The organism is Halorhodospira halophila, from assembly GCF_016653405.1.
GTDB lineage: Bacteria > Pseudomonadota > Gammaproteobacteria > Nitrococcales > Halorhodospiraceae > Halorhodospira > Halorhodospira halophila_A.
Genome location: NZ_NHSN01000025.1, coordinates 244,590 through 263,611 on the forward strand (window position 1 = coordinate 244,590; position 19,022 = coordinate 263,611).

Sequence of the window (19,022 nt, forward strand, 5' to 3'; positions counted from 1 at the left end):
GGCCATGCGGCGGAGACATCGACTGGCGTGGATCGGCTCCGGGGCCGCACTGGTGCTGGTGGCCACCGGCCTTGCCCTGGCCATCGGCGGCCTGCCCGGCAACGGTGGCGAGCCGTCAGCCCTCGCCGACCGTCCCGAGCCCCGGGGCGACGCTTGCATCCACGACGATGCCGGCACCATGCGCCGCGAGCACATGGACCTGCTCCGGGCGCACAAGGATGAGTCAGTGCGCGAGGGCCGGCGAGACGCCGACAAGAGCCTGCAGGGGTGCGTGAACTGCCACGCCACCCCTGCCGAGCAGCAGGCGCAGGGCGTCCCGGAGATGGCCTTCTGCACCAGCTGCCACGAGTACACCGCCGTGGAGATGGCGTGCTTCCAATGCCACAGCAGCGACGACACGGAGGGGCACGATGAGCGATAGGGATCCGGGCGGCATCAGCCGCCGGCGGCTGCTCGGCAGCGCCGCGGCGCTTGCCGGCGCCGCGCTCGCCCCCGGGCTTTTCCTAGTCCAGGCACACCCGGATGGCGGGGCCGATGCCGGGGCCCGCTGGGGACTGCTGGTGGATACCAACCGCTGCCGCCGGGATTGCCGGGCCTGCGTGGACGCCTGCCGCGAGGAGAACGGCTGGCCCGCCGCCGACAACGCGGGCGGCGACATCCACTGGATCCGCAAGGTGGACCTGCAGCCGGCCGAGGCAGACGGTCCCGGCCACTCTGCGCCGGTGATGTGCCAGCACTGCGCCGAACCGCCCTGCGTCAGTGTCTGCCCCACACGGGCCTCGTTCCGGCGCGCCGACGGCATCGTGTTGGTCGACAAGCATCGCTGCATCGGCTGTCGCTACTGCATGGTGGCCTGCCCCTTCCACGCCCGCGCCTTCGTCCATGCGCCGGTCGACGAACGCTCGCCCAACCACCCACGGGGCAAGGGTACCGTGGAGTCATGCACCCTCTGCGTCCACCGCATCGACCGGGGCGAGGCCCCGGCCTGCGTGGCACGCTGCGCCGAGGCGGGGCACGCGGCCCTCGTCTTCGGCGATCTCAACGACCCCGACAGCGAGATACGCCACGCCCTGCGCGAGCGCAGCGCCGAATCTCTGCGCCCGGACCTGGCGCTGGATGCCGGCGTGCGCTACCACGGACTGTCCTGAGGGAGCATCAGTCATGGCGACACGGATTCGCTATCAACACCTGGGCACGCGCCACCCGCTGCGCTGGGCTGCCGCCATGGCTGGCGCCGGCGTGCTGGCGCTGATCGGGGCGGCAACAGGCCTCTATCTCATCGTGGCCGGCCACCACCTGACCGGCATGGGCCAGCAGGTGGTCTGGGGGTGGCCACACGTCGTCGCCATCGGCCTGATCCTCGCTGGCGCCGGGGCCTTCGCCCTGGCGGCACTGGCCCCCGGCGCCCTGGGGCAATCCGGCGAGCCGTGGGCCCGCCTGGGCACGGCGTCCGCGGCGGCACTGCTGGTCGGCGGGCTGGCGGTCCTCAGCCTGGATCTGGGCAGCCCGCAGCGCATCCTTCCGCCGCTGGAACTCAACCTGATGTCGAGCTTCAGCCGCAACCTCTTCCTGTACACGGCGTTTCTGGCCGTCGCCCTGCTCTACCTGGCCACCCTGATCGAGCCGCGCATGCGTCGCTACACGGTGACCGCCGGCGCCCTGGCCGCGGTGGTAGCGGTCCTGCTGGCGCTGAACGTCGGCTCGATCTTCGCCATGCTCGCCGCCCGTCCGGTCTACGGCGGCGCCATCATGATGCCGCTTTTCCTCGCCGCCGCACTCACCCTGGGCACGGCGGCCCTCTCCCTGATCTGGCTGGCGGTGCTGCGCGCCCAGGGCCAGGCGCCGCCGCCCCGGGCCACGGAGCGGCTCGGCAGCATCCTGCTCGTCGCACTGCTGGCCCTGGCCACCCTGCTGGCGCTGCACTTCGTGACCCTTGCCTACCAGCCGGGCCATAGGGACATTGCCCGTTTCCTCCTCGTCGACGGCGGCGTCTACCCGATCGTGTTCTGGCTCGGGGCAGTCGCCGTCGGCATCATCACGCCCACTCTCCTCCTGCTGCGGAAGGCGGCCCGCGCTCGTGGTCAGGCCCTCGCCTGGGCCTCGGGGGTTGCCCTGATCGGCGGGTTCGCCCATCTTTTCGTGATGATCGTCGGTGCCCAGGCCTTTCCGCTGCAGATCTTTCCGGGGCGCGAGGTCCAGGGCGCCGTCTTCGACGGGGAGGCTGCCTCCTACCTCCCCAGCGCCTGGGAGGCCCTGCTGAGCTTGGCCGGCCCCGGGCTGGCCCTGCTCATCCTCCTGCTGGCGCTGCGCGCGCTGCCCCTGGCAGCGGTGCACCCCCCGGAGGAGCGAACGGCGGCGGAAGACCCGCCAGCAGCCGACTCCGAAACCCGGGCAACCCCCGAGCCGGGCCAGTGACCCGCGGCATGACCGGACACCCAGCCAGGCTCTACCTCTCGGCCCTGCACAAGGGCTCCGGCAAGACCTCCCTGAGCGTCGGCCTGGCCGCAGCCCTGATCCGCCAGGGGGTCGGGGTGCGACCCTACAAGCGCGGGCCGGACTATATCGACCCCGGCTGGCTGACGCTGGCCAGCGGCCACCCGTGCCGCAACCTCGACCACCACACCATGGCGCGCGACGAGATCCGCGCCGAGGTGGCCGGGGCCGGCGACAGCCTGGCGCTGATCGAGGGCAACAAGGGCCTGCACGATGGCGTCGACCCCGGCGGCCGGGACAGCAACGCCGCACTGGCCGCAGAGCTGCAGGCACCGATCGTGCTCATCGTCGACACCCGGGGCATGACCCGCGGGATCGCCCCCACGGTCCTCGGCCACGCCGGCTTCGACCCGCAGGCCCCGGTCGCCGGGGTGATCCTCAACCGCGTCGGCGGCTCCCGCCACGAACGCAAGCTACGCCAGGCCCTGGAGACCTACACCGATCTGCCCGTGTTCGGGGCCGTTCCCGACGACCGCACGCTGCACATCGACGCCCCGTATCTGGGGCTGATCCCGGCGGCGGAGCAGGCGCAGGCCCAGCGGGTGATCGATCGCTGGGCCGACCGGGCCGAGACGCACCTCGATCTTGACGGCCTACAGGCTCTGGCGGCGACGGCCCCGCCACTACCAGCCCCAGCCCGACCCGCGACCCTGGGGCGGGCGGCGGATGTGGACATCGGGATCGCCCACGACCGGGCGTTCAACTTCTACTACCCCGGGGACCTGGAGGCCCTCGAACGGGCCGGTGCCCGGCTTCACTGGATCGACCTGATCTCCGACATGCGCCTTCCAGCGCTCGACGGGCTCATCCTCGGTGGCGGATTCCCTGAGCGTCACGCCGCCGAACTCGCCGCCAACCAGGCCATGAGGCGAGCGGTTGCCCGGCTTGCGGCGGCGGGACTGCCCGTCTACGCCGAGTGTGGCGGACTGCTCTACCTGTGCCGGCAGCTCCACACCCACGATGGCTATCACGCCATGGCTGGTGTTTTCCCGGTGGACGCCGAGATGACCGACCGGCCCCAGGGGCACGGATACATGACGCTGCACGCCTCGCCGCAGGCCCCGTGGAACCCGGGGACCGGGACGGCCGGGATCCCGGCCCACGAATTCCATTACTCCCGACTCCGCGCGCCTCTGCCACAGGAACTGCCGTGCGCCTACCTCGTTGATCGCGGCCAGGGCCTGGGCGGGGGCCGGGACGGCCTGGTCACCGGCAACACCCTGGCCTCGTACGCCCACCTGCGCCATACGTGGGCCACGCCATGGGCCGAGCGCTTCGTGGACTTCGTCCGCGCGCAGCGGTCCGGTGCAGCATGCGCCGCCCCAGGGTGACGTTTGCGTCAGATCAATTTTTTCGCCTTCCCCCCCTTTATTCCGGACGTGCTGATGAATATAGTCTGAATATATGAGGCAGATAGCCGCGGACTTTCTGCGGCGAAAAAAACAGCAACGGCCCTAATAAAAACAAGGACTTACGTTCCAAAGGGCCCCCGGTTGAACGTCAGGAGGAGACATGTACGCCGGGAGAGATGCGGACCCAACCGGCCTGCGCCGGCAACGGGCGGCGCGCACTATCGAGCCCCCCAACGCACGGGAGCCCCACGGGCATGGATTCCACGAGGGACCCGGCGGCTCCAGCCGCTGGCGGCCGCTGCGCCGGTTGCGGACCCTCCCGACCCCCACACACTACCCCGATACGCCGCATGCCTCCGCATCCTCAGCCACCGAGCAGGAAGCCCTGCACCTGCTCAGCGCCCTGGGCGTAGTGGCGGCGCAGGCCCGCGACCTCGATGAACTGCTCGAGCACGGCCTGGCACGACTCATCGAGCAGACGGGGGCCGCCGCGGCCGCCGTGCGCCTCTTCGACGAGCAGGGTTATCTGCGCCTGGTCGAGGCCAACGGACTCAACGCCGGCTTCATCGACGCCGAGCGTCGTCAGCCGGCGGAGGGCTGCCCCTGCGCCATCGCCGGAGAACGCACCGCTGTGCAGTTCCGCGGCGACCTGCGTCAGTGCATCCGGCGCAGCGGCTGCAACCCGCTGCCGAACCGACCACAGCTGGCCATGCTGGCGGTACCGATTCTCGATCCGGGCGGCAACGGCGTTGGCATCTACAACCTGTACTTCGAACCGCACGAAGCACAGCGCTGGATGCACCCGCCGCGCATGCTGGAGTGGATCGGCCGTCAGCTCGGCGCGGCCATCGCCCGGATCCGCGAAGAGTACCGCACCCATCACAGCGCGCTGCAGGAGGAGCGCAACCTCCTCGCCCACGAACTACACGACACGGTCGCCCAGGAGGTGGCCACGCTGCGCCTGCGGGTCCGGCAGCTGGAGGAACGGGTCAGCAGCGGAGCCGACACCGAGGCCCTGCTCGCCCCGCTGGAGGATCTGCGCACCCGGCTCGACCACACCAACGACCAGGTCCGGACGGTGATGCAGCAGTTCCGCACGCAGGCGTTGGGCACGCCGCTGGAGACGGCCCTGAGCCGACTGGTCAACCGGTTCAGCCGGGACAGCGGCATCGAGGTCCGACTGATCCACCGCTGGCCGGAGCTGGCCCTCGGCGAGCGCGAGCAGCTGCACATCCACCGCATTGTCGAGGAAGCCCTGTCCAACGCCTGGCACCACGGCGGCGCCCGCAATGTCCGCCTGCAGCTGGAGACCCCCGGCGGTGACCTCTGCCTGCTGATCGAGGACGACGGCGGCGGCTTCGTGGTGGACGAGGTACCCGATTCGGACCCGACCCAGCCCCGCGGACACGGCCTGCGGGGGATGCGCGAGCGCGCCCGGCACCTGGGGGCGATCCTGAGCGTGGAGAGCGAGCCGGGCCAGGGCACTGCCATCCATCTGCGCCTGCCGCAGCCGCAGCGCCTGACGTGGACCACCAAGAGCCTTCACCAAGCGGGGTTCAACGACCATGCGTATCCTGCTTGTCGATGATCATCAGCTCTTCCGCGCCGCGCTGCAGGAGCTGCTCAACGCCCAGGGGCTGACCACCGCGAGCGGCTCCGGCCAGGACGACGTGCTCGCCCTGGTGGCTTCGTTCGGACCCGATCTGGTGCTGCTCGATCTGCGCATGCCCGGACAGGACGGGCTGACGGTCCTGCGGCGGATCCACGATCAGCACCCCGGGCTGCCGGTGGTGATGCTCACCGGCAGCGAGGAGGAGCGCGACTTGTTCGACTGCCTGCGCGCCGGGGCGCAGGGGTACCTGCTCAAACACAACGACCCCGATTACCTGATCTCCGCCTTGCACCAGGCCACCGACGGTAAGATCGCCGTGGCGCCCCAACTGACCGACACCCTGGCGCGGGCCCTGGGGCAGCCGCCTGATCAGCGAGCCGACGACACCCCGCCGGACCCCTTCGCCGGCCTCACCCCGAGGGAACGGGACATCCTCGAACGCCTGGCCGCCGGCGAGAGCAACAAGGTCATCGCCCGGCACCTGGGAATCTCCGACGGGACCGTCAAGCTTCATGTCAAATCGGTGCTGCGCAAGCTCGGCGTCCACTCCCGGGTTGAGGCGGCTATCAAGGCCGTGGACTTCGGGCTGACCCGTCGCCCCACCACCTGAGACGCCACCTCGGCTACCCTCTCCCCCGCGCGGGGGGCCGTTCAGCGACTGCAGTCCCCCGTTTGGGATATTCCGGGCAACGCTTGCACGCTGAAGAATGTGCCGGGCAGAGACGCAGACCGCCCGGCGCCGCCGGGCTGCCCTCCTGAACCGACGCTGAAGGGTCGCACAGTTATGGTCTTCGATTCCTTTATCGCAGCGCACTGGACGATGCTCGGCACCGTCTTCGCCATCGCGGTGGTCCTCGGTGCCGTCGTCAACAAGAGCAACTTCTGCACGATGGGCGCCGTCTCCGACATCGTGAACATGCAGGACTGGCAGCGGATGCGCATGTGGATCCTGATCATCGCCGTGGCGATCCTCGGCGTGGGGCTGCTCGAGCCACTGGGGCTGATCAATGCCGACGAGAGCATGCCACCATATCGCAGCGCCGACTTCGCCTGGGCCGGCTACCTCGTCGGCGGCCTGCTCTTCGGCATCGGCATGACCCTGGGCAGCGGCTGCGGCAACAAGACCGTGGTGCGCATCGGCGCCGGCAACCTCAAGTCGCTATTCGTGGCCGCGATCCTGGGCACGGTGGCCTTTTTCATGGTCAATCCCCTGCCGCTGGTCGACGCCTCGCTGCGCGATCTGCTCTTCGGATGGGTCCAGGCGACGGCCCTGTCCCACAGCCACGGCCAGGACCTGGGCAGCGCCATCGCCGGCGAGGCGGGGCACTGGGTGCGGCCGCTCCTGGCCCTGTTCATCGGCGGCGCCCTGCTCTACGCCGTGCTGCGGGTGACCGGCTTCCGCCGGGACCGCAACGCCGTCTCCGGGGCCCTGATCATCGGCGCCTGCATCGTCGCGGTCTGGACGGTGACCAGCAACGTCTACGTGGCCGACGAGATGGGTCAGCGGGATACCCTGCAGACCTACGCCACAGACTGGGACTTCCACCACCCCGACACCGACACCGGCCGCCCGGAGAGCACCCGCTGGCTGGCACCGCAGGGGGTCAACTTCGTTGGTCCGCTGGTGCAGAGCACCGAATACACCGCCAGCGGCTTCGATCCGGCACTGGTCACCGTGGGCGTGATGGTCATCGGCGGCGTAATCCTCGGCTCTTTCCTTTGGGCCCTGATCAGCCGCAGCTTCCGCTTTGAGTGGTTCGCCGACCGCCAGGACTTCAACCGCCACCTCAGCGGTGGCGTCCTCATGGGCATCGGCGGCCCCCTGGCAATGGGGTGCACCTTCGGCCAGGGCATCACCGGCATGTCCACTCTGGCCCTGAGCGCACCGCTGGCCCTGGGCGGACTGATCCTGGGCAGTGCCCTAACCATGAAGGTCCAGTACTACAAGCTCCTCTACGAAGACGAGGCGACCTTCGGCAAGGCCTTGGTCACCGGCTTGGTGGACCTGCGCCTGTTACCGGCATCGCTGAGGCAACTCGATGCGCTTTGACGGCAGCGGGCGGTGGGCCCCCGCCCGCCGCCTGATCCCCTGTCGCGAGTGGCCCCGTCCAACCCCGGCGAGCATCCGGGCCGACCTGATCGCCGGCATCGCCGTGGCGCTGGTGCTCATCCCCCAGTCCATGGCGTATGCGGCGCTGGCCGGTATGCCGCCCTACTACGGCCTGTACGCTGCCTTCCTGCCGGTGATCGTCGCAGCCGTATGGGGCTCCTCGCCGCAGCTGGCTACCGGCCCGGTCGCTGTAGTGGCCCTGCTAACGGCCTCGGCACTGACCCCGCTGGCCGAGCCGGGCAGCGGCGAGTTCATCACCCTGGCTATCGCCCTCGCCTTCCTGGTCGGCGTGATCCAACTGGTGCTCGGACTCTTCTCCCTGGGCACTCTGGTGAACTTTCTCGCCCACCCGGTCATCCTGGGCTTCACCAACGCCGCTGCCATCGTCATCGCCCTGTCCCAGGTCAACGACCTGCTCGGCGTTCCCTTGGACCGCGACGCCGGAATGCTGGTGGCCTTCGCCGACGTCCTCGGTCGGCTGGAGAATGCTCATCTGCCCACGCTGGCTATGGGGCTCGGCGCGCTGGCTCTGATGCTCGCCGCCCGGCGCTGGCTGCCGCGGATCCCCGGCGTCCTGCTGGCAGTGGCCGTCGGCGTGCCGGTGAGCTACCTGGTGGGGTTTGAAGACCTCGGCGGGGCCGTGGTGGGTACGGTGCCCGAGGGCCTGCCCGCGCCCGCGCTGCCCGAGCTGAGCTGGGACCTGGTGGTCACCCTGCTCGGCACGGCGGCGGTGATCGCCCTGGTCGCCTTCATGGAGGCGATCTCCATCGCCAAGGCCCTGGCGACGCGTACCCGCGACCGCATCGATCCCAATCAGGAGCTGGTCGGCCAGGGGCTGTCCAACCTCACCGCCAGCGTTTTCCAGGCCTTCCCGGTCAGCGGCTCGTTCTCGCGCAGCGCGGTGAACCACGACAGCGGAGCCCGCAGCGGCCTGGCCTCGGTCTTCACGGCGGCGCTGGTGGGCCTGACCCTGCTTTTCCTCACCCCGCTGCTCCACCACCTGCCCGAGGCAATCCTGGCGGCGATCATCATCATGGCGGTGATCGGACTGGTGAACATCCGGGCCCTGGTACAGACCTGGCACACCCACCGCCATGACGGTATCGCCGCGCTGGTGACCTTCGGCGGGACCCTGATCTTTGCCCCCCACCTCGACTACGGCATCCTCCTCGGCGCCGGGCTGGCGATCGTGCTCTACCTGCTGCGCACCATGCGCCCACGGGTGGTTATCCTCTCGCGCCACCCGGAGGACGGAGCGCTGCGCGACGCACGCTTTTTCGACCTGCCCGAGAGCGAGCACATCGCGGCGCTGCGCTTCGACGGGCCACTCTATTTCGCCAATGTCGGCCACCTGGAGGACACGGTGCTGCAGATCAACAACGAGCACCCGCAGGCGCGCTTCCTGCTGCTCGTCGCCGACGGCATCACCTCCATCGACTCCTCCGGGGTGGAGAGCCTGCACGGGCTGCGGGAGCGGCTTGACGACAATGGCGTGACCCTGGTGCTGGCCGGGGTCAAGCTTCAGGTCCGGGAGGTGATGCAGCGCGCCGGGCTGGAGACCGAGATCGGCGCGGAGAACATCTTCCGCCACGAGGACGACGCCATCGAGGCCATCCACCAGCGGATCGATGACCCGACCTTCGATCCAGCCCGGTGCCCCCTGGCACCGCAACGGGGCGCCGCAGTCTGATGGCGCCCCGTCACCTCAGTCGATATCGAAACGGTACATCAGGTCGAGGGCGCTATCCTCACCGCTGACCGCCTCGAGGTAAAGCTGCCAGGTCAGGTAGTAGCGCAGGGTCACGGTATTCACCGGGCTGAACACGGCCACCCCGTACGCGACGTAGAGCCGCGGAGTGATGTACCCGGAGAGCACCACTTGGGCGTCCTCGCCCTCGCCGGCAGTGTCGATGTCGAAATCGCGTATACCCACCTGCTCGGCCGCCGCGGTGACCACGCCGGCGCCACCGTAAAGCCCGAGGGCCAGGGCCGCCGAGGCGAGCATTTCGTCGGTCCCGGGGCCCTCGGCCCCCATCGGCCGCCCCCGGATCAGGTAGGACAGGGCGTTCTCCTGGGACATGGTCGGCTCGCTGAACAGCGTGACCTGGGGCTCGTCAGCAAAGCCGCCGACGCGGATGCCGGCCGTTACCCGGTCACGCTCGATCCGCCGCACAGCCTCGATATCGAGCTGCGGCCGATCCAGCGGACCAGCAAACAGCACCAGCCCCCGCCGGATGGCCAAGCGCTGCCCGTAGGCACGGTACTCGCCATCCTCGACGCGCAGCTCGCCGTAAGCCTCGGTGGATCCATCCGGCTGCTGGAGCACACGCAAGGCCCCGCCGAGGCGCCCGCGCACCCCGAAGGCGGCAAGGGTGACCGCATCGCCGAGGGCCAGCTCCACATCCCCCTCTACCTGCCAGCCTTCGGGCATGGCGTCGGTCAGCGCCGGCGCCTCTTCGTCGCGGCGAACCACCACCACATCGCGCGAATGCCCTACCGCCCGGTCCGGAAGCTCGCGTATGGCGATGGCGCCCCGCGGCACCTGCACCTGTCCACCAACGCGCACCTGGCCCGGGCGCACTGCCAGGTTCAGCCGCGGACTGACCGCCAACTCGGCGAACGGGGGCACGTCCGCCCATAGCTCGTCCCCGTCCAGGCCCAGGTCCACGCGCCAGTCATCCCCGTTCCAGGCGGCGTCCCCCTGGATCCGCGCCTGGCCGTCGCCGACCCGGAAGCCGCCGCCGATATCGGCCTGATCGCCGTCGAAAGCGACCCACAGCCCCAAGTCCTCCACACGGCTGGCGGACTGCGGCGCCGCTACGATGCCATCCCGCAGCTCGACCCGCCCGGCCAACCGCGGATCGCTGCGTGTACCGGTGAGCTGCGCCCGAGCATTGACCTCACCGGCCAGTTCGCTGAGATCGGGCACAAGGGGCCGGAAGAAGCCCACGCGCAGGCCGTCGACCCTCAGTTCGCCGGCAACGGCCTCACCGTCCGCACGCGGATCGCCGCGGACCCGGAGCGCCGCATTGCCCGCATCGGCGGCCTCAAAGTCGAGCTGGGCCTCCGCCTCGTCAGGGCTATAGCGCCCCTGGACAGCCAGGCGCTGATAATCGACGTCGCGAATCACCGGATCCCCATCGTCGAATTCGTCGTGTAGCGTCAGGGCCAGGCGCCCATCGAGGCTTTCCGCCCGGACCCGGGCGTCCACACCCTCCTCCGGGGTCCAGCGGACCGCGCCGTCCCCGGACAGGCCGCCCTCCCAGTCAACCCCGGCGGGGAGCCAAGGCTCTACCCAGGCCAGGTCGAAGCCCTCGAGGAGGAATCGCAGGTCGGCCCCCTCGGGGCCAGCGCGCACACCGTCGGGCAGCTGCAGGCGCGCGTCCCGGTAACGCCAGCACTGCGCCCCAAGTTCAAGCTCCTCGTCGGCATAGCGCATCGGGAAGGGAGCATCCAGGCGAACCCGGTGGTCGCGGAACTCGCCGCCGGCGTCCACGAGCAGACCACTCCAGCCGAATTCCGGTTGCCAGCCCCCGGCCACCCCCAGGTGGCCCTGCCCCTCGGGGGCGTGCAGGCGCACCCCTAAGTGGTGGGCGGCGCGGCTGCCGGTGGCGCGCATCTCGAGTTCGTCGACTCCCCCCTGGGGCAGCTCGATACCTCGGGCCTGCACGACGGCATCGCCCGGCTGCTGCGCCAGCGCCGGGACATCGGCCTGCCAGTCCAGGGCATCGATGTGGTAGGCGTCGTAGCGCAGCCCGCGCCCACGGCCGGCACTTTCGATATCCAGGGCGTCGGGGGCGCCGCGAACCCGTGCATGAGCCTCCAGGGCGCCGCCCAGACGCTCGTCCAACGCGCCGAGATCAGACAGCCGGGCGCGTAGCTCTACATCCCAGGTCTCCGCCAGGGCACCGTCCAGCAAGACCTCCCCACCATCGACCCGCGCCTCGATGCCGCTCAGGCGCCAGACCTCGTCCAGGGTGTGCTCGCCACGGCCGCGGACGGCCACCGCGCGCCCGTGCAGCTCGCCACTCAGGCCGGGGGTATCGATGGTCAACGCCCACCCCTCCCCGCCGGCCTGACCGCGGACGCTGAGCGGTCCGCTCACCCCTTGCGGGGCCTGCGGCCATTCCAGCGACGGATCCAAGGCGACAGCCTCGGCGGTCACGTCCCAACGCACCCCGTCGGCGTCCCAGCCGAGCCGCGCCTGCCCTTCGAGCTCGCCGCCGAGCAGCTCACCCCGCAAATCGGTAAGACGCGCCCCCTCGGCATCAACCTCGAACCGGCTGCGCCAGTACCCGCGGGGCACGTGCTCACCGGTCAGATCGGTGTCCAGGGTGCCGCGCAGGCCGTCGAGATCCCCCTCGGCAGTCAGGTTCAGCCCTTCGGCGGCCACGACCCCCCGGGTATCCAGGGGCCAGCCGCCATCCAGATCCTCGGTCTCGATCCGCAGAGGCAGCTGCGGATCGAGCGGCTGGATATCCAGATCGATCGCGCCGCTGACCGGCCCAGCCAGGGTGCTGGTCACCCGCAACGCCGCCACGCTGCCACCGAACCGCGAGGCGAAACGGAGACGTTCCGGCAGCCCGGGGGCTGCCGCTGTGCCGCGCACAAACAGGGACAGCGGATAGCTCTCGGCGGTATGCAGCGAGCCCTCCAGCTCCACCCGGGCGTCGTCCCGCTCGACCAGCAACCGATGGATGCGCCACTCGGTGCCGACAGCCGTCCACGCGGTCTCCAGACGCTTGATCCGCTGCGCCGGGGCATCACCGAAGGTCAGGGTCACCTGCTCGACCAGCAGTTTCTCGACGTCGACGGCGAGGGGCAGCTCGATGCGGGGCAGGGTCAGCGGCTCGTCCCGGGCCTCCGGGTCGGCTTGGACCGGCGGCTCCTCTCCCTCGGCCACGGTCACCTCGACCCCACTGACCCGCAGGGAATCGACCCGCGCCTCACCGGCAAGCAGGCGCTGCGGCTGCCAGACCAGGGCCGCGCTCGTCACGGCGACGTCGACCCGTTCATCGCGCCAGCCCACGTCCGCCACTTCAACGCCCCGCGCGAGGTTGCCGCCGGTGACCCGCAGCTCCAGCCGCGGCTCCACCGACTCGGCCACGGCGGCGGCCAGGCGCGCCCCCGAGGTGGTCATCAGCAGCCAGGCAAGCGCCAGCAAAAGCAGGCCGAGCACCGCCAGAAGGATCGTGCCGGAAAGCTTGAACAGGCGACGCAGAGTGATCACAGGTCCGACCCCATGGAAAAGTGGAGACGCCAGGAGTCATCCGCCTCCCCCACCGTCGAGGCGAGATCGAGACGGACCGGCCCCACCGGCGACGACCAACGGATACCGAAACCGGCCCCGGTTTTCGCTTCGCTGCCGAGGTTGTCCCAGTCGGCGTAGGCATTGCCGCTGTCGAGAAAGACCGCCGGGCGCCAGTTGGGCGTAAGCTGGTAACCGTATTCGACACTGCCTACGGCCAGGTAACGCCCGCCGATCACCGTGCCGTCCTCCTCCGGCCCCAGCGTCTGGTACTTGTAGCCGCGCACGCTCTGATCACCACCGGCGTAAAAGCGCAGCGACGGCGGTACATCCGCGAATGAATCCGTGGCCAGCGCACCGACTTCACCACGGACGAGGAAACGGTGCCGCTCGCCCAGCGTGCGCACCCAGCGGGTGGCGGCACGCACACGGCGCAGCTCAATGTCCGAGGCCAGATCGGGGTCCGCCACCTCCAGGGCCAGCAGCTGCCGGTCGCCCCAGCGCGGATCGAGCCCGCCGCGGCTGCGCACCCGGCTCCAGCTGACGCCCGGGATGTAGAGCTGCGTCGTGCGCCGGTCGTCATCGATGCGGTATCGCTCGCGCTGGGCGCGCAGGGACAGGACCTGCTGCCAGCCACTCTCCAGCCGATGCCGGTGCTGAACGGAGGCGGTGATCTGCTCGGTATCGATGTCCGCCACGTCCTGGGCCTGGACCCCAAGCTGGTATTCCAGCTGGGTGCGCAGGGGGTCGCGCAGCGGCACCGTATAGGTGCCGCTCAGGTTCTGCCGGCGCTGGGCGATCTCGCTTTCCACCGCCAGGGAGTGACCCAACTGGTTAACCCAGGGCCGACGCCAACCCAGACGAATCCGGGCACCGAGGTCCGTGGTGTAGCCCACCCCGGTGGTGATCTCATGCCGGGCCCGGGTCGAGAGGTCCACGTCTACCGGCACCTCGCCCTCGTCCGTGCCATCGCGCTGCGGGCGAACGCGCACGTCGGAGAAATAGCCGCTGTCGAGCAGCTGGCGGTTGAAGGCCGCCACCTGCTCGGCGGTGTACGGCTCGCCGCGCTCGAAGGGGACCAGGCGCTGCAGGAACTCTTCGGCCAGGGGGGCTTCGGCGAACTGCACCACTCCGAAGCGGTACCGTATGCCGCTGTGGTAATGCAGGATCACCTCGGCCTCGCGGGCCTCCGGGTCCACCTCGACCCGGCGGGTGACGTAGCGGCCATCGAAGTACCCCCGATCCAGCGCGAGGTTCTGGATCGCCCGGCGCGCCGCCTCGTAGCGCCCGTGGTGGAGGACATCCCCCTCGGCGAGGCCGAGCCGCTGCTCGATCCCGGCGAAGGCCGGATCCGTCCCCGCCGGCCCAGTGATTAGCACGTGCACACGGCTCAGGCGGACCGGCTCACCCGGATCCACCAGCACGGTCAGCCGCACCTGCTCTTCGTCGATCCGCTCGCGACGCACCTGGACCTGCGAGTCGTAATAGCCCACGGCCTGCAGTCCGCGCTCGGCCCGCTCCGGGGCCCGCCGGCGGAAGGCGGCAACAACCGCAGGGTCGGCGGATGCCGGTTCGCCGATATGGCCGCGCACCTGATCGGCCAACTCGCCGCTGACCCCCTCGATGACCACCTCCACCCCGGCTTGGGCCGTACGCCCGGGCAGTGCCAGCAGGATCAGCAAGAGCACGACCGGCAGCCAGACCGGGGGGGTCACCAAGGGCCGGCACAGGCTTGTATACTCGGGGGCCGCGCCCCCCCGGGAGCGCCTTGGCCGATCAGAAGAGGGGATCACGAGGTCCATGCAAGAAGAGCCGGAAACGGAACGGACGGAACAGGATGAGCACCACCTGCGCCTGCGCAACATGGTCCTCGAGGACTATGACGATGTCGCGCGCATCATGGACCAAGTGTATCCCGATATGGACGGGGCGTGGTCCCGGGAGCAGTTCGCCGCGCAGATCAACCGCTTCCCGGAGGGGCAGATCTGCATCGAGGACAATGGTCGTGTGGTTGCCGGCGCCATCACGCTCATCGTGGACTACGGCCGTTTTGGCGACAAGCACACCTACGAGGAGATCACCGGCGGGGGCTACCTGACCACCCACGACCCCAACGGCGACGTCCTCTACGGCGTGGACATCTTCGTCGATCCGGAGTACCGCGCCATGCGCCTCGGCCGCCGGCTCTACGACGCGCGCAAGGAGCTGTGCCGGCGCCTGAACCTGCGCGGCATCGTCGCCGGCGGGCGCATTCCCGGCTACACCCGGCACGCCGACGAGATGTCGCCCGAGGAGTACATCGAGCTGGTCAAGCGCCGCGAGATCCACGATCCGATCCTCTCCTTCCAGCTCGCCAACGACTTCCACGTGCGGCGGATCATCACCGACTACCTGCCGTCGGACCGCGACTCGCACGCCTACGCCACCCTGGTGCAGTGGAACAACATCTTCTACGAGCCCAAGGAGCAGCCGCTGATCACGCGGCGCAAGGCCGTGGTCCGGGTTGGCACCGTGCAGTGGCAGATGCGCCCGATGAGCTCGGTCGATGAACTGATCGACCAAGTCGAGTTCTTCGTGGACGCCCTGGCCGGCTACAACGCCGATTTCGCCCTGTTCCCGGAGTTCTTCAACGGCCCGTTGCTGTCACTGTTCAACCAGGAGAACCCGGCCGAGGCCATCCGCGGACTGGCGCAGTACACCGACGAGATCGTCGATGAGATGTCGCGTCTGGCCGTCTCCTACAACATCAACATCATCGCCGGCTCGATGCCGGTCTACCAGGAGCAGTCGCTCTACAACGTCTCCTACCTGTGCCGGCGCGACGGCACCACCGACGAGCAGCACAAGCTGCACATCACCCCCGACGAACGCTCCTACTGGGGCGTGCGCGGCGGCGACGAGCTCAAGGTCTTCGAGACCGACATCGGCAAGATCGGCATCCTGGTCTGCTACGACTCCGAGTTCCCGGAACTGCCGCGAATCCTCAACCAGAAAGGGGCGCGCATCCTCTTCGTGCCGTACTGGGTGGACACGCAGACCGGCTACCTGCGCGTGCGCCGCTGCGCCCAGGCCCGGGCCATCGAGAACGAGTGCTACGTGGCGATCACCGGATCCGTCGGCAACCTGCCCAAGGTCGAGAACATCGACATCCAGTATTCACAGTCGGCCGTGTTCTCGCCGGCGGACTTCGCCTTCCCCCACGACGCCATCGTGGCGGAGACGACGCCGAACACGGAGATGACCCTGATCGTCGACCTGGACCTGGACAAGCTCACCGAGATCCGCAACGAGGGATCCGTCCGCAACTACAAGGACCGCCGCCTGGACCTCTACCGCATCCAGTGGCTGGGCCGGGACTGATCGGCCCGGCCCCGGAAATCAGGCGATCAGCGCCAGCAGCACGAGTACAGCGCAGACCACGGCGGTGAGCCGCCCGCGGAGCTGGCGGTACCAAGGCGGGAAGCCGGTCCCCGGATCGGCGAGGCGCTCGTAGCCGTACCAGGCGGCGAACCCGGCGGCCAGCAGCAGTGCCCCGGCGGCAGGGGCGGCAACAACCCCGAGCCCGGCACCCAGCCAGCCGACCAGCGCCGGCAGGACACCGACTGTCATGACCGGCCAGGGGCGCTGGTCCCGCAGCAGCGCCACCCCCCAGTGGACCCCGCCGAGGAACGCCAGGATGGCGGCGCCGTAGGCCAGGGTGGCGGCCACCGCCTGCTCGTGGACCCCCGCGGGAGCGGCGGCGGCCACCAGCAGGCCGACCACGAACGGGATCAGCCCGGCATAACCCAGCGCGCGGCCCGGGCGCTCGGCCCGTGCCGACGCTGCGGTGTCACCGCCGACCACCGGATGCTCGAGGAGCTCATCGGGACCGCCGACGAAGGCGCCGTGCACGAAGATCTGGGGCAGGCTCCGCCAGCCGGTCATCTCCTGGAGCTGGTGGAATCGGTCGCGCATCTGCGCCGATCCCATGGGCATCTCGACCTCCCGGTAATCCACCCCGCTGCGGTGCAGCGCCCGCACCACCGAACGGGTATCGGTCAACCCCGAGCGGAAGATGACCACCGTCGCCGAACTCAGCTCACGGGCCAATGCGGGATCGCCGCCGCCCTGCCGTATCGTGCCGTCATCTGTCATGCCAGCTCCTCCGGTTGCATCGCGCCCCCAGTGTAGGGGATCCGGCGCGGCACCGTCGCCGGACATGCGGACTCTGAAAGTCCACTTTTGCTAGCATGAACCCGTCCGCCACACCGTTCAGCAAACCCGGGGATCCGAGCCATGTACGCACCCAAGGGCGAACCCATCACCTTCCAGCGCGACTGCGAAGCCGTGGTCATCCCCGCCGGGGACACCGGCATCATCCCCGCCGGCGCAGAAGGGGTGCTGACACAGGCCCTCGGCGGGAGCTACACCATCTACCTGCAGGGCTACCTGTTCCGCATCGACGGCGCCAACGCCGACGCCATCGGCAAGGAACCACCCCAGCCCCCGGAACTCCCGGAAGGCGCCGGCGACGAGGACGTGGAGCGGCTGATCTGGGAACAGATGGCCACCTGCTACGACCCGGAGATCCCGGTCAACGTGGTCGACCTCGGGCTGATCTACCGCTGCGACATCCACAAGGACGAGCACGGGCAGCGCCATGTGGACATCGACATGACCCTCACCGCGCCAGGCTGCGGCATGGGCGACATCCTCGCCCACGACGTCCGGGTCAAGGTGCAGATGGTGCCCACCGTCGCCGAGGCCCAGGTGAACCTCGTCTTCACGCCGCCGTGGAGCAAGGAGATGATGTCCGAGGCCGCCAAGCTGCAGGTCGGCCTGATGTAGTCGCAGACACTGGCGCCGCCGCGGGGGCGTGCCCCCGCGGCGGCGCGGACATCCGGCCGCGATCAGAAGCCCTGCTTCTCCATCCAAGGGATGATGCGATCGAAGGCACGCTCGATATCGTCCATGGAGGCCGCGTAGCTGATGCGCAGCGAATTCGGGCAGCTGTCACCGAAGGCATCGCCGGGGACCACGCACACGCCGGTCTCTTTGAGCATTCGCGTGGCCAGATTGGTGGCGTCGGTGTTCGGCGGCAGCGACGGGAAGATGTAGAACGCCCCCTGCGGCCGATAGCTGGTCATATGCGGGGTGTTGCTGACCAGCTCCACAATGCGGTCACGACGCTGACGGTAAGCGTCGAGCATCTCGTCGACGCACGCCATCCCCCCCTTGAGGGCGGCAACCCCGGCCCACTGGGCCGGCGTGTTGGCGACCGTGGTGGTGAAGATGTGGAAGCGCTGGAGCTTCTTGATCGCCCCCTGGCTGGAGATCAGCCAACCGATGCGCAGACCGGCCATGCTGAAGGTCTTCGACAGGCTGGAGACCGCCATGACGTGGTCTAGGTCCGAGGTGCAGCGCAGCACACTCGGATACTCCATCTCGTCGAGCACCAGGTGATCGTAGACCTCGTCACTGAAGACGTAGACCCCGCGGTAGGCGGCCTCCTGGACGATGGCCTCGACGGTCTCCCGCGGGTAGACCGTGCCGGTGGGGTTGCTCGGCGAGTTGAGGATGATGCCGAAGGTGCGCATGCCGATGTTGTCGATCACCTCCTGCGGATCGATCTGATGACCGTGCTCCGCCCGGGTGGGGATCGGCTTGACCTCCGCGCCGTTCATGCGGATCAGGGGGGCGTAGAGGGGGAAGGTCGGATCCGGGACGAGGAACTGCCGCCCCGGCGCCGCCGTGGCGGCGATCGCCAGGTACATCGCCTCGGTGGCGCCGGTGGTGATGAGCACGTTCTCCGGGGCCAGCGGACGATCGTAGCGCTCGCTGTAGTACTCCGCCACGGCCTCGAGCATCTGCGGCAGGCCGGCATCCATGGTGTAGCCGGTCTTGCCGTCCCGCAGGGCCTGGATATGCGCCTCGACCACGTGCTCCGGCATGGGGAAATCGGGCTGGCCGATGGACAGGTGGATCACGTCGTCCATCTCGGCCGCCATGTTCACCATCTTGCGGATGCCGGGGATGGGCAGGGCCCGGATCGAAGGGCTCCATACCGGCTCGCGCTCGTCGTCGGGATCGATATCGTCGGGATAGGCCACGGCACGCTCCCTGCGTTTCTTCGCACTGGACTCGCGGGTGGCGGCTGCTTCGCCACTCGCCCCTGACTGCAAAGTGTCATCCTTTCCAGTCCGCTTACAAGACCCCCGCGGCCGAAAG

14 protein-coding genes are annotated in these 19,022 nt (G+C 69.5%); 10 read left to right on the top strand and 4 right to left on the bottom strand.

Features of this window, described 5'->3' with window-relative positions; all coding sequences use genetic code 11:
- Nucleotides 1-4: 4 nt before the first annotated feature.
- The 8 genes from CCR79_RS10485 to CCR79_RS10520 all read left to right on the top strand — a co-directional run bounded on the left by CCR79_RS10485 (nucleotide 5) and on the right by CCR79_RS10520 (nucleotide 9,257).
- Nucleotides 5-421: a sulfur reduction protein DsrJ gene (locus CCR79_RS10485; RefSeq protein ID WP_201171966.1), complete on the top strand. Its 417-nt coding sequence runs from the start codon at nucleotides 5-7 to the stop codon at nucleotides 419-421.
- A complete protein-coding gene (gene dsrO, locus CCR79_RS10490) occupies nucleotides 411-1,148 on the top strand; it encodes a sulfate reduction electron transfer complex DsrMKJOP subunit DsrO (protein ID WP_201171969.1) in 738 nt (245 codons plus the stop codon). Before CCR79_RS10485 ends, dsrO begins: the two co-directional genes overlap by 11 nt.
- 13 nt (nucleotides 1,149-1,161) lie before the next feature.
- Complete coding sequence (gene nrfD / locus CCR79_RS10495; protein WP_201171984.1) at nucleotides 1,162-2,415, top strand: NrfD/PsrC family molybdoenzyme membrane anchor subunit; 1,254 nt, start codon at nucleotides 1,162-1,164, stop codon at nucleotides 2,413-2,415.
- An 8-nt stretch (nucleotides 2,416-2,423) separates the two neighbouring features.
- Nucleotides 2,424-3,824 (top strand): cobyrinate a,c-diamide synthase, encoded by a 1,401-nt coding sequence (locus CCR79_RS10500; RefSeq protein WP_201171987.1) that lies wholly within the window; start codon nucleotides 2,424-2,426, stop codon nucleotides 3,822-3,824.
- A 181-nt stretch (nucleotides 3,825-4,005) separates the two neighbouring features.
- Entirely contained in the window at nucleotides 4,006-5,433 is a 1,428-nt protein-coding gene (locus CCR79_RS10505) for a GAF domain-containing sensor histidine kinase (protein ID WP_201172002.1), read from the top strand.
- Complete coding sequence (locus CCR79_RS10510) at nucleotides 5,411-6,067, top strand: response regulator (protein WP_201172005.1); 657 nt, start codon at nucleotides 5,411-5,413, stop codon at nucleotides 6,065-6,067. The genes CCR79_RS10505 and CCR79_RS10510 overlap by 23 nt, the downstream gene beginning before the upstream one ends.
- Before the next feature lie 174 nt (nucleotides 6,068-6,241).
- The gene (locus CCR79_RS10515; protein WP_201172008.1) at nucleotides 6,242-7,507 is read left to right on the top strand and encodes a YeeE/YedE family protein; all 1,266 of its coding nucleotides are present in this window, start codon (nucleotides 6,242-6,244) and stop codon (nucleotides 7,505-7,507) included.
- Nucleotides 7,497-9,257, top strand: coding sequence for a SulP family inorganic anion transporter (locus tag CCR79_RS10520; RefSeq protein WP_201172010.1), 1,761 nt, complete (start codon nucleotides 7,497-7,499; stop codon nucleotides 9,255-9,257). Before CCR79_RS10515 ends, CCR79_RS10520 begins: the two co-directional genes overlap by 11 nt.
- Before the next feature lie 15 nt (nucleotides 9,258-9,272).
- Here the strand turns inward: CCR79_RS10520 and CCR79_RS10525 are convergent, their stop codons facing one another.
- Both CCR79_RS10525 and tamA read right to left on the bottom strand, forming a co-directional pair.
- Nucleotides 9,273-12,797, bottom strand: coding sequence for a translocation/assembly module TamB domain-containing protein (locus tag CCR79_RS10525; protein WP_201172014.1), 3,525 nt, complete (start codon nucleotides 12,795-12,797; stop codon nucleotides 9,273-9,275).
- Nucleotides 12,794-14,503, bottom strand: a complete 1,710-nt coding sequence (gene tamA / locus CCR79_RS10530) for an autotransporter assembly complex protein TamA (RefSeq protein WP_345941495.1) — start codon at nucleotides 14,501-14,503, stop codon at nucleotides 12,794-12,796. The genes CCR79_RS10525 and tamA overlap by 4 nt, the downstream gene beginning before the upstream one ends.
- 112 nt (nucleotides 14,504-14,615) lie before the next feature.
- On the opposite strand from tamA, the gene CCR79_RS10535 reads away from it, so the two are divergent.
- Nucleotides 14,616-16,175, top strand: coding sequence for a bifunctional GNAT family N-acetyltransferase/carbon-nitrogen hydrolase family protein (locus CCR79_RS10535; protein ID WP_201172018.1), 1,560 nt, complete (start codon nucleotides 14,616-14,618; stop codon nucleotides 16,173-16,175).
- An 18-nt stretch (nucleotides 16,176-16,193) separates the two neighbouring features.
- Here the strand turns inward: CCR79_RS10535 and CCR79_RS10540 are convergent, their stop codons facing one another.
- Nucleotides 16,194-16,949 (bottom strand): DUF3429 family protein, encoded by a 756-nt coding sequence (locus CCR79_RS10540; protein ID WP_201172020.1) that lies wholly within the window; start codon nucleotides 16,947-16,949, stop codon nucleotides 16,194-16,196.
- A gap of 141 nt (nucleotides 16,950-17,090) precedes the next feature.
- Between CCR79_RS10540 and sufT the strand changes: the two genes are divergently transcribed.
- Nucleotides 17,091-17,642 (top strand): putative Fe-S cluster assembly protein SufT, encoded by a 552-nt coding sequence (sufT, locus tag CCR79_RS10545; RefSeq protein ID WP_201172022.1) that lies wholly within the window; start codon nucleotides 17,091-17,093, stop codon nucleotides 17,640-17,642.
- 62 nt (nucleotides 17,643-17,704) lie between these two features.
- On the opposite strand, the gene CCR79_RS10550 is transcribed toward sufT, so the two are convergent.
- On the bottom strand, nucleotides 17,705-18,904 hold the full coding sequence (locus CCR79_RS10550) for an aminotransferase class I/II-fold pyridoxal phosphate-dependent enzyme (RefSeq protein ID WP_201172034.1): 1,200 nt from the start codon (nucleotides 18,902-18,904) through the stop codon (nucleotides 17,705-17,707).
- Nucleotides 18,905-19,022: the final 118 nt, after the last annotated feature.

Excerpts from the sequence above, each read along its gene's own strand:
- CCR79_RS10485 (WP_201171966.1), top strand. The coding sequence starts at position 5 with ATGCGGCGGAGACATCGACTGGCGTGGATCGGCTCCGGGGCCGCACTG.
- dsrO (WP_201171969.1), top strand. The coding sequence starts at position 411 with ATGAGCGATAGGGATCCGGGCGGCATCAGCCGCCGGCGGCTGCTCGGC.
- nrfD (WP_201171984.1), top strand. The coding sequence starts at position 1,162 with ATGGCGACACGGATTCGCTATCAACACCTGGGCACGCGCCACCCGCTG.
- CCR79_RS10500 (WP_201171987.1), top strand. The coding sequence starts at position 2,424 with ATGACCGGACACCCAGCCAGGCTCTACCTCTCGGCCCTGCACAAGGGC.
- CCR79_RS10505 (WP_201172002.1), top strand. The coding sequence starts at position 4,006 with ATGTACGCCGGGAGAGATGCGGACCCAACCGGCCTGCGCCGGCAACGG.
- CCR79_RS10510 (WP_201172005.1), top strand. The coding sequence starts at position 5,411 with ATGCGTATCCTGCTTGTCGATGATCATCAGCTCTTCCGCGCCGCGCTG.
- CCR79_RS10515 (WP_201172008.1), top strand. The coding sequence starts at position 6,242 with ATGGTCTTCGATTCCTTTATCGCAGCGCACTGGACGATGCTCGGCACC.
- CCR79_RS10520 (WP_201172010.1), top strand. The coding sequence starts at position 7,497 with ATGCGCTTTGACGGCAGCGGGCGGTGGGCCCCCGCCCGCCGCCTGATC.
- CCR79_RS10535 (WP_201172018.1), top strand. The coding sequence starts at position 14,616 with ATGCAAGAAGAGCCGGAAACGGAACGGACGGAACAGGATGAGCACCAC.
- CCR79_RS10540 (WP_201172020.1), bottom strand. The coding sequence starts at position 16,949 with ATGACAGATGACGGCACGATACGGCAGGGCGGCGGCGATCCCGCATTG.
- sufT (WP_201172022.1), top strand. The coding sequence starts at position 17,091 with ATGTACGCACCCAAGGGCGAACCCATCACCTTCCAGCGCGACTGCGAA.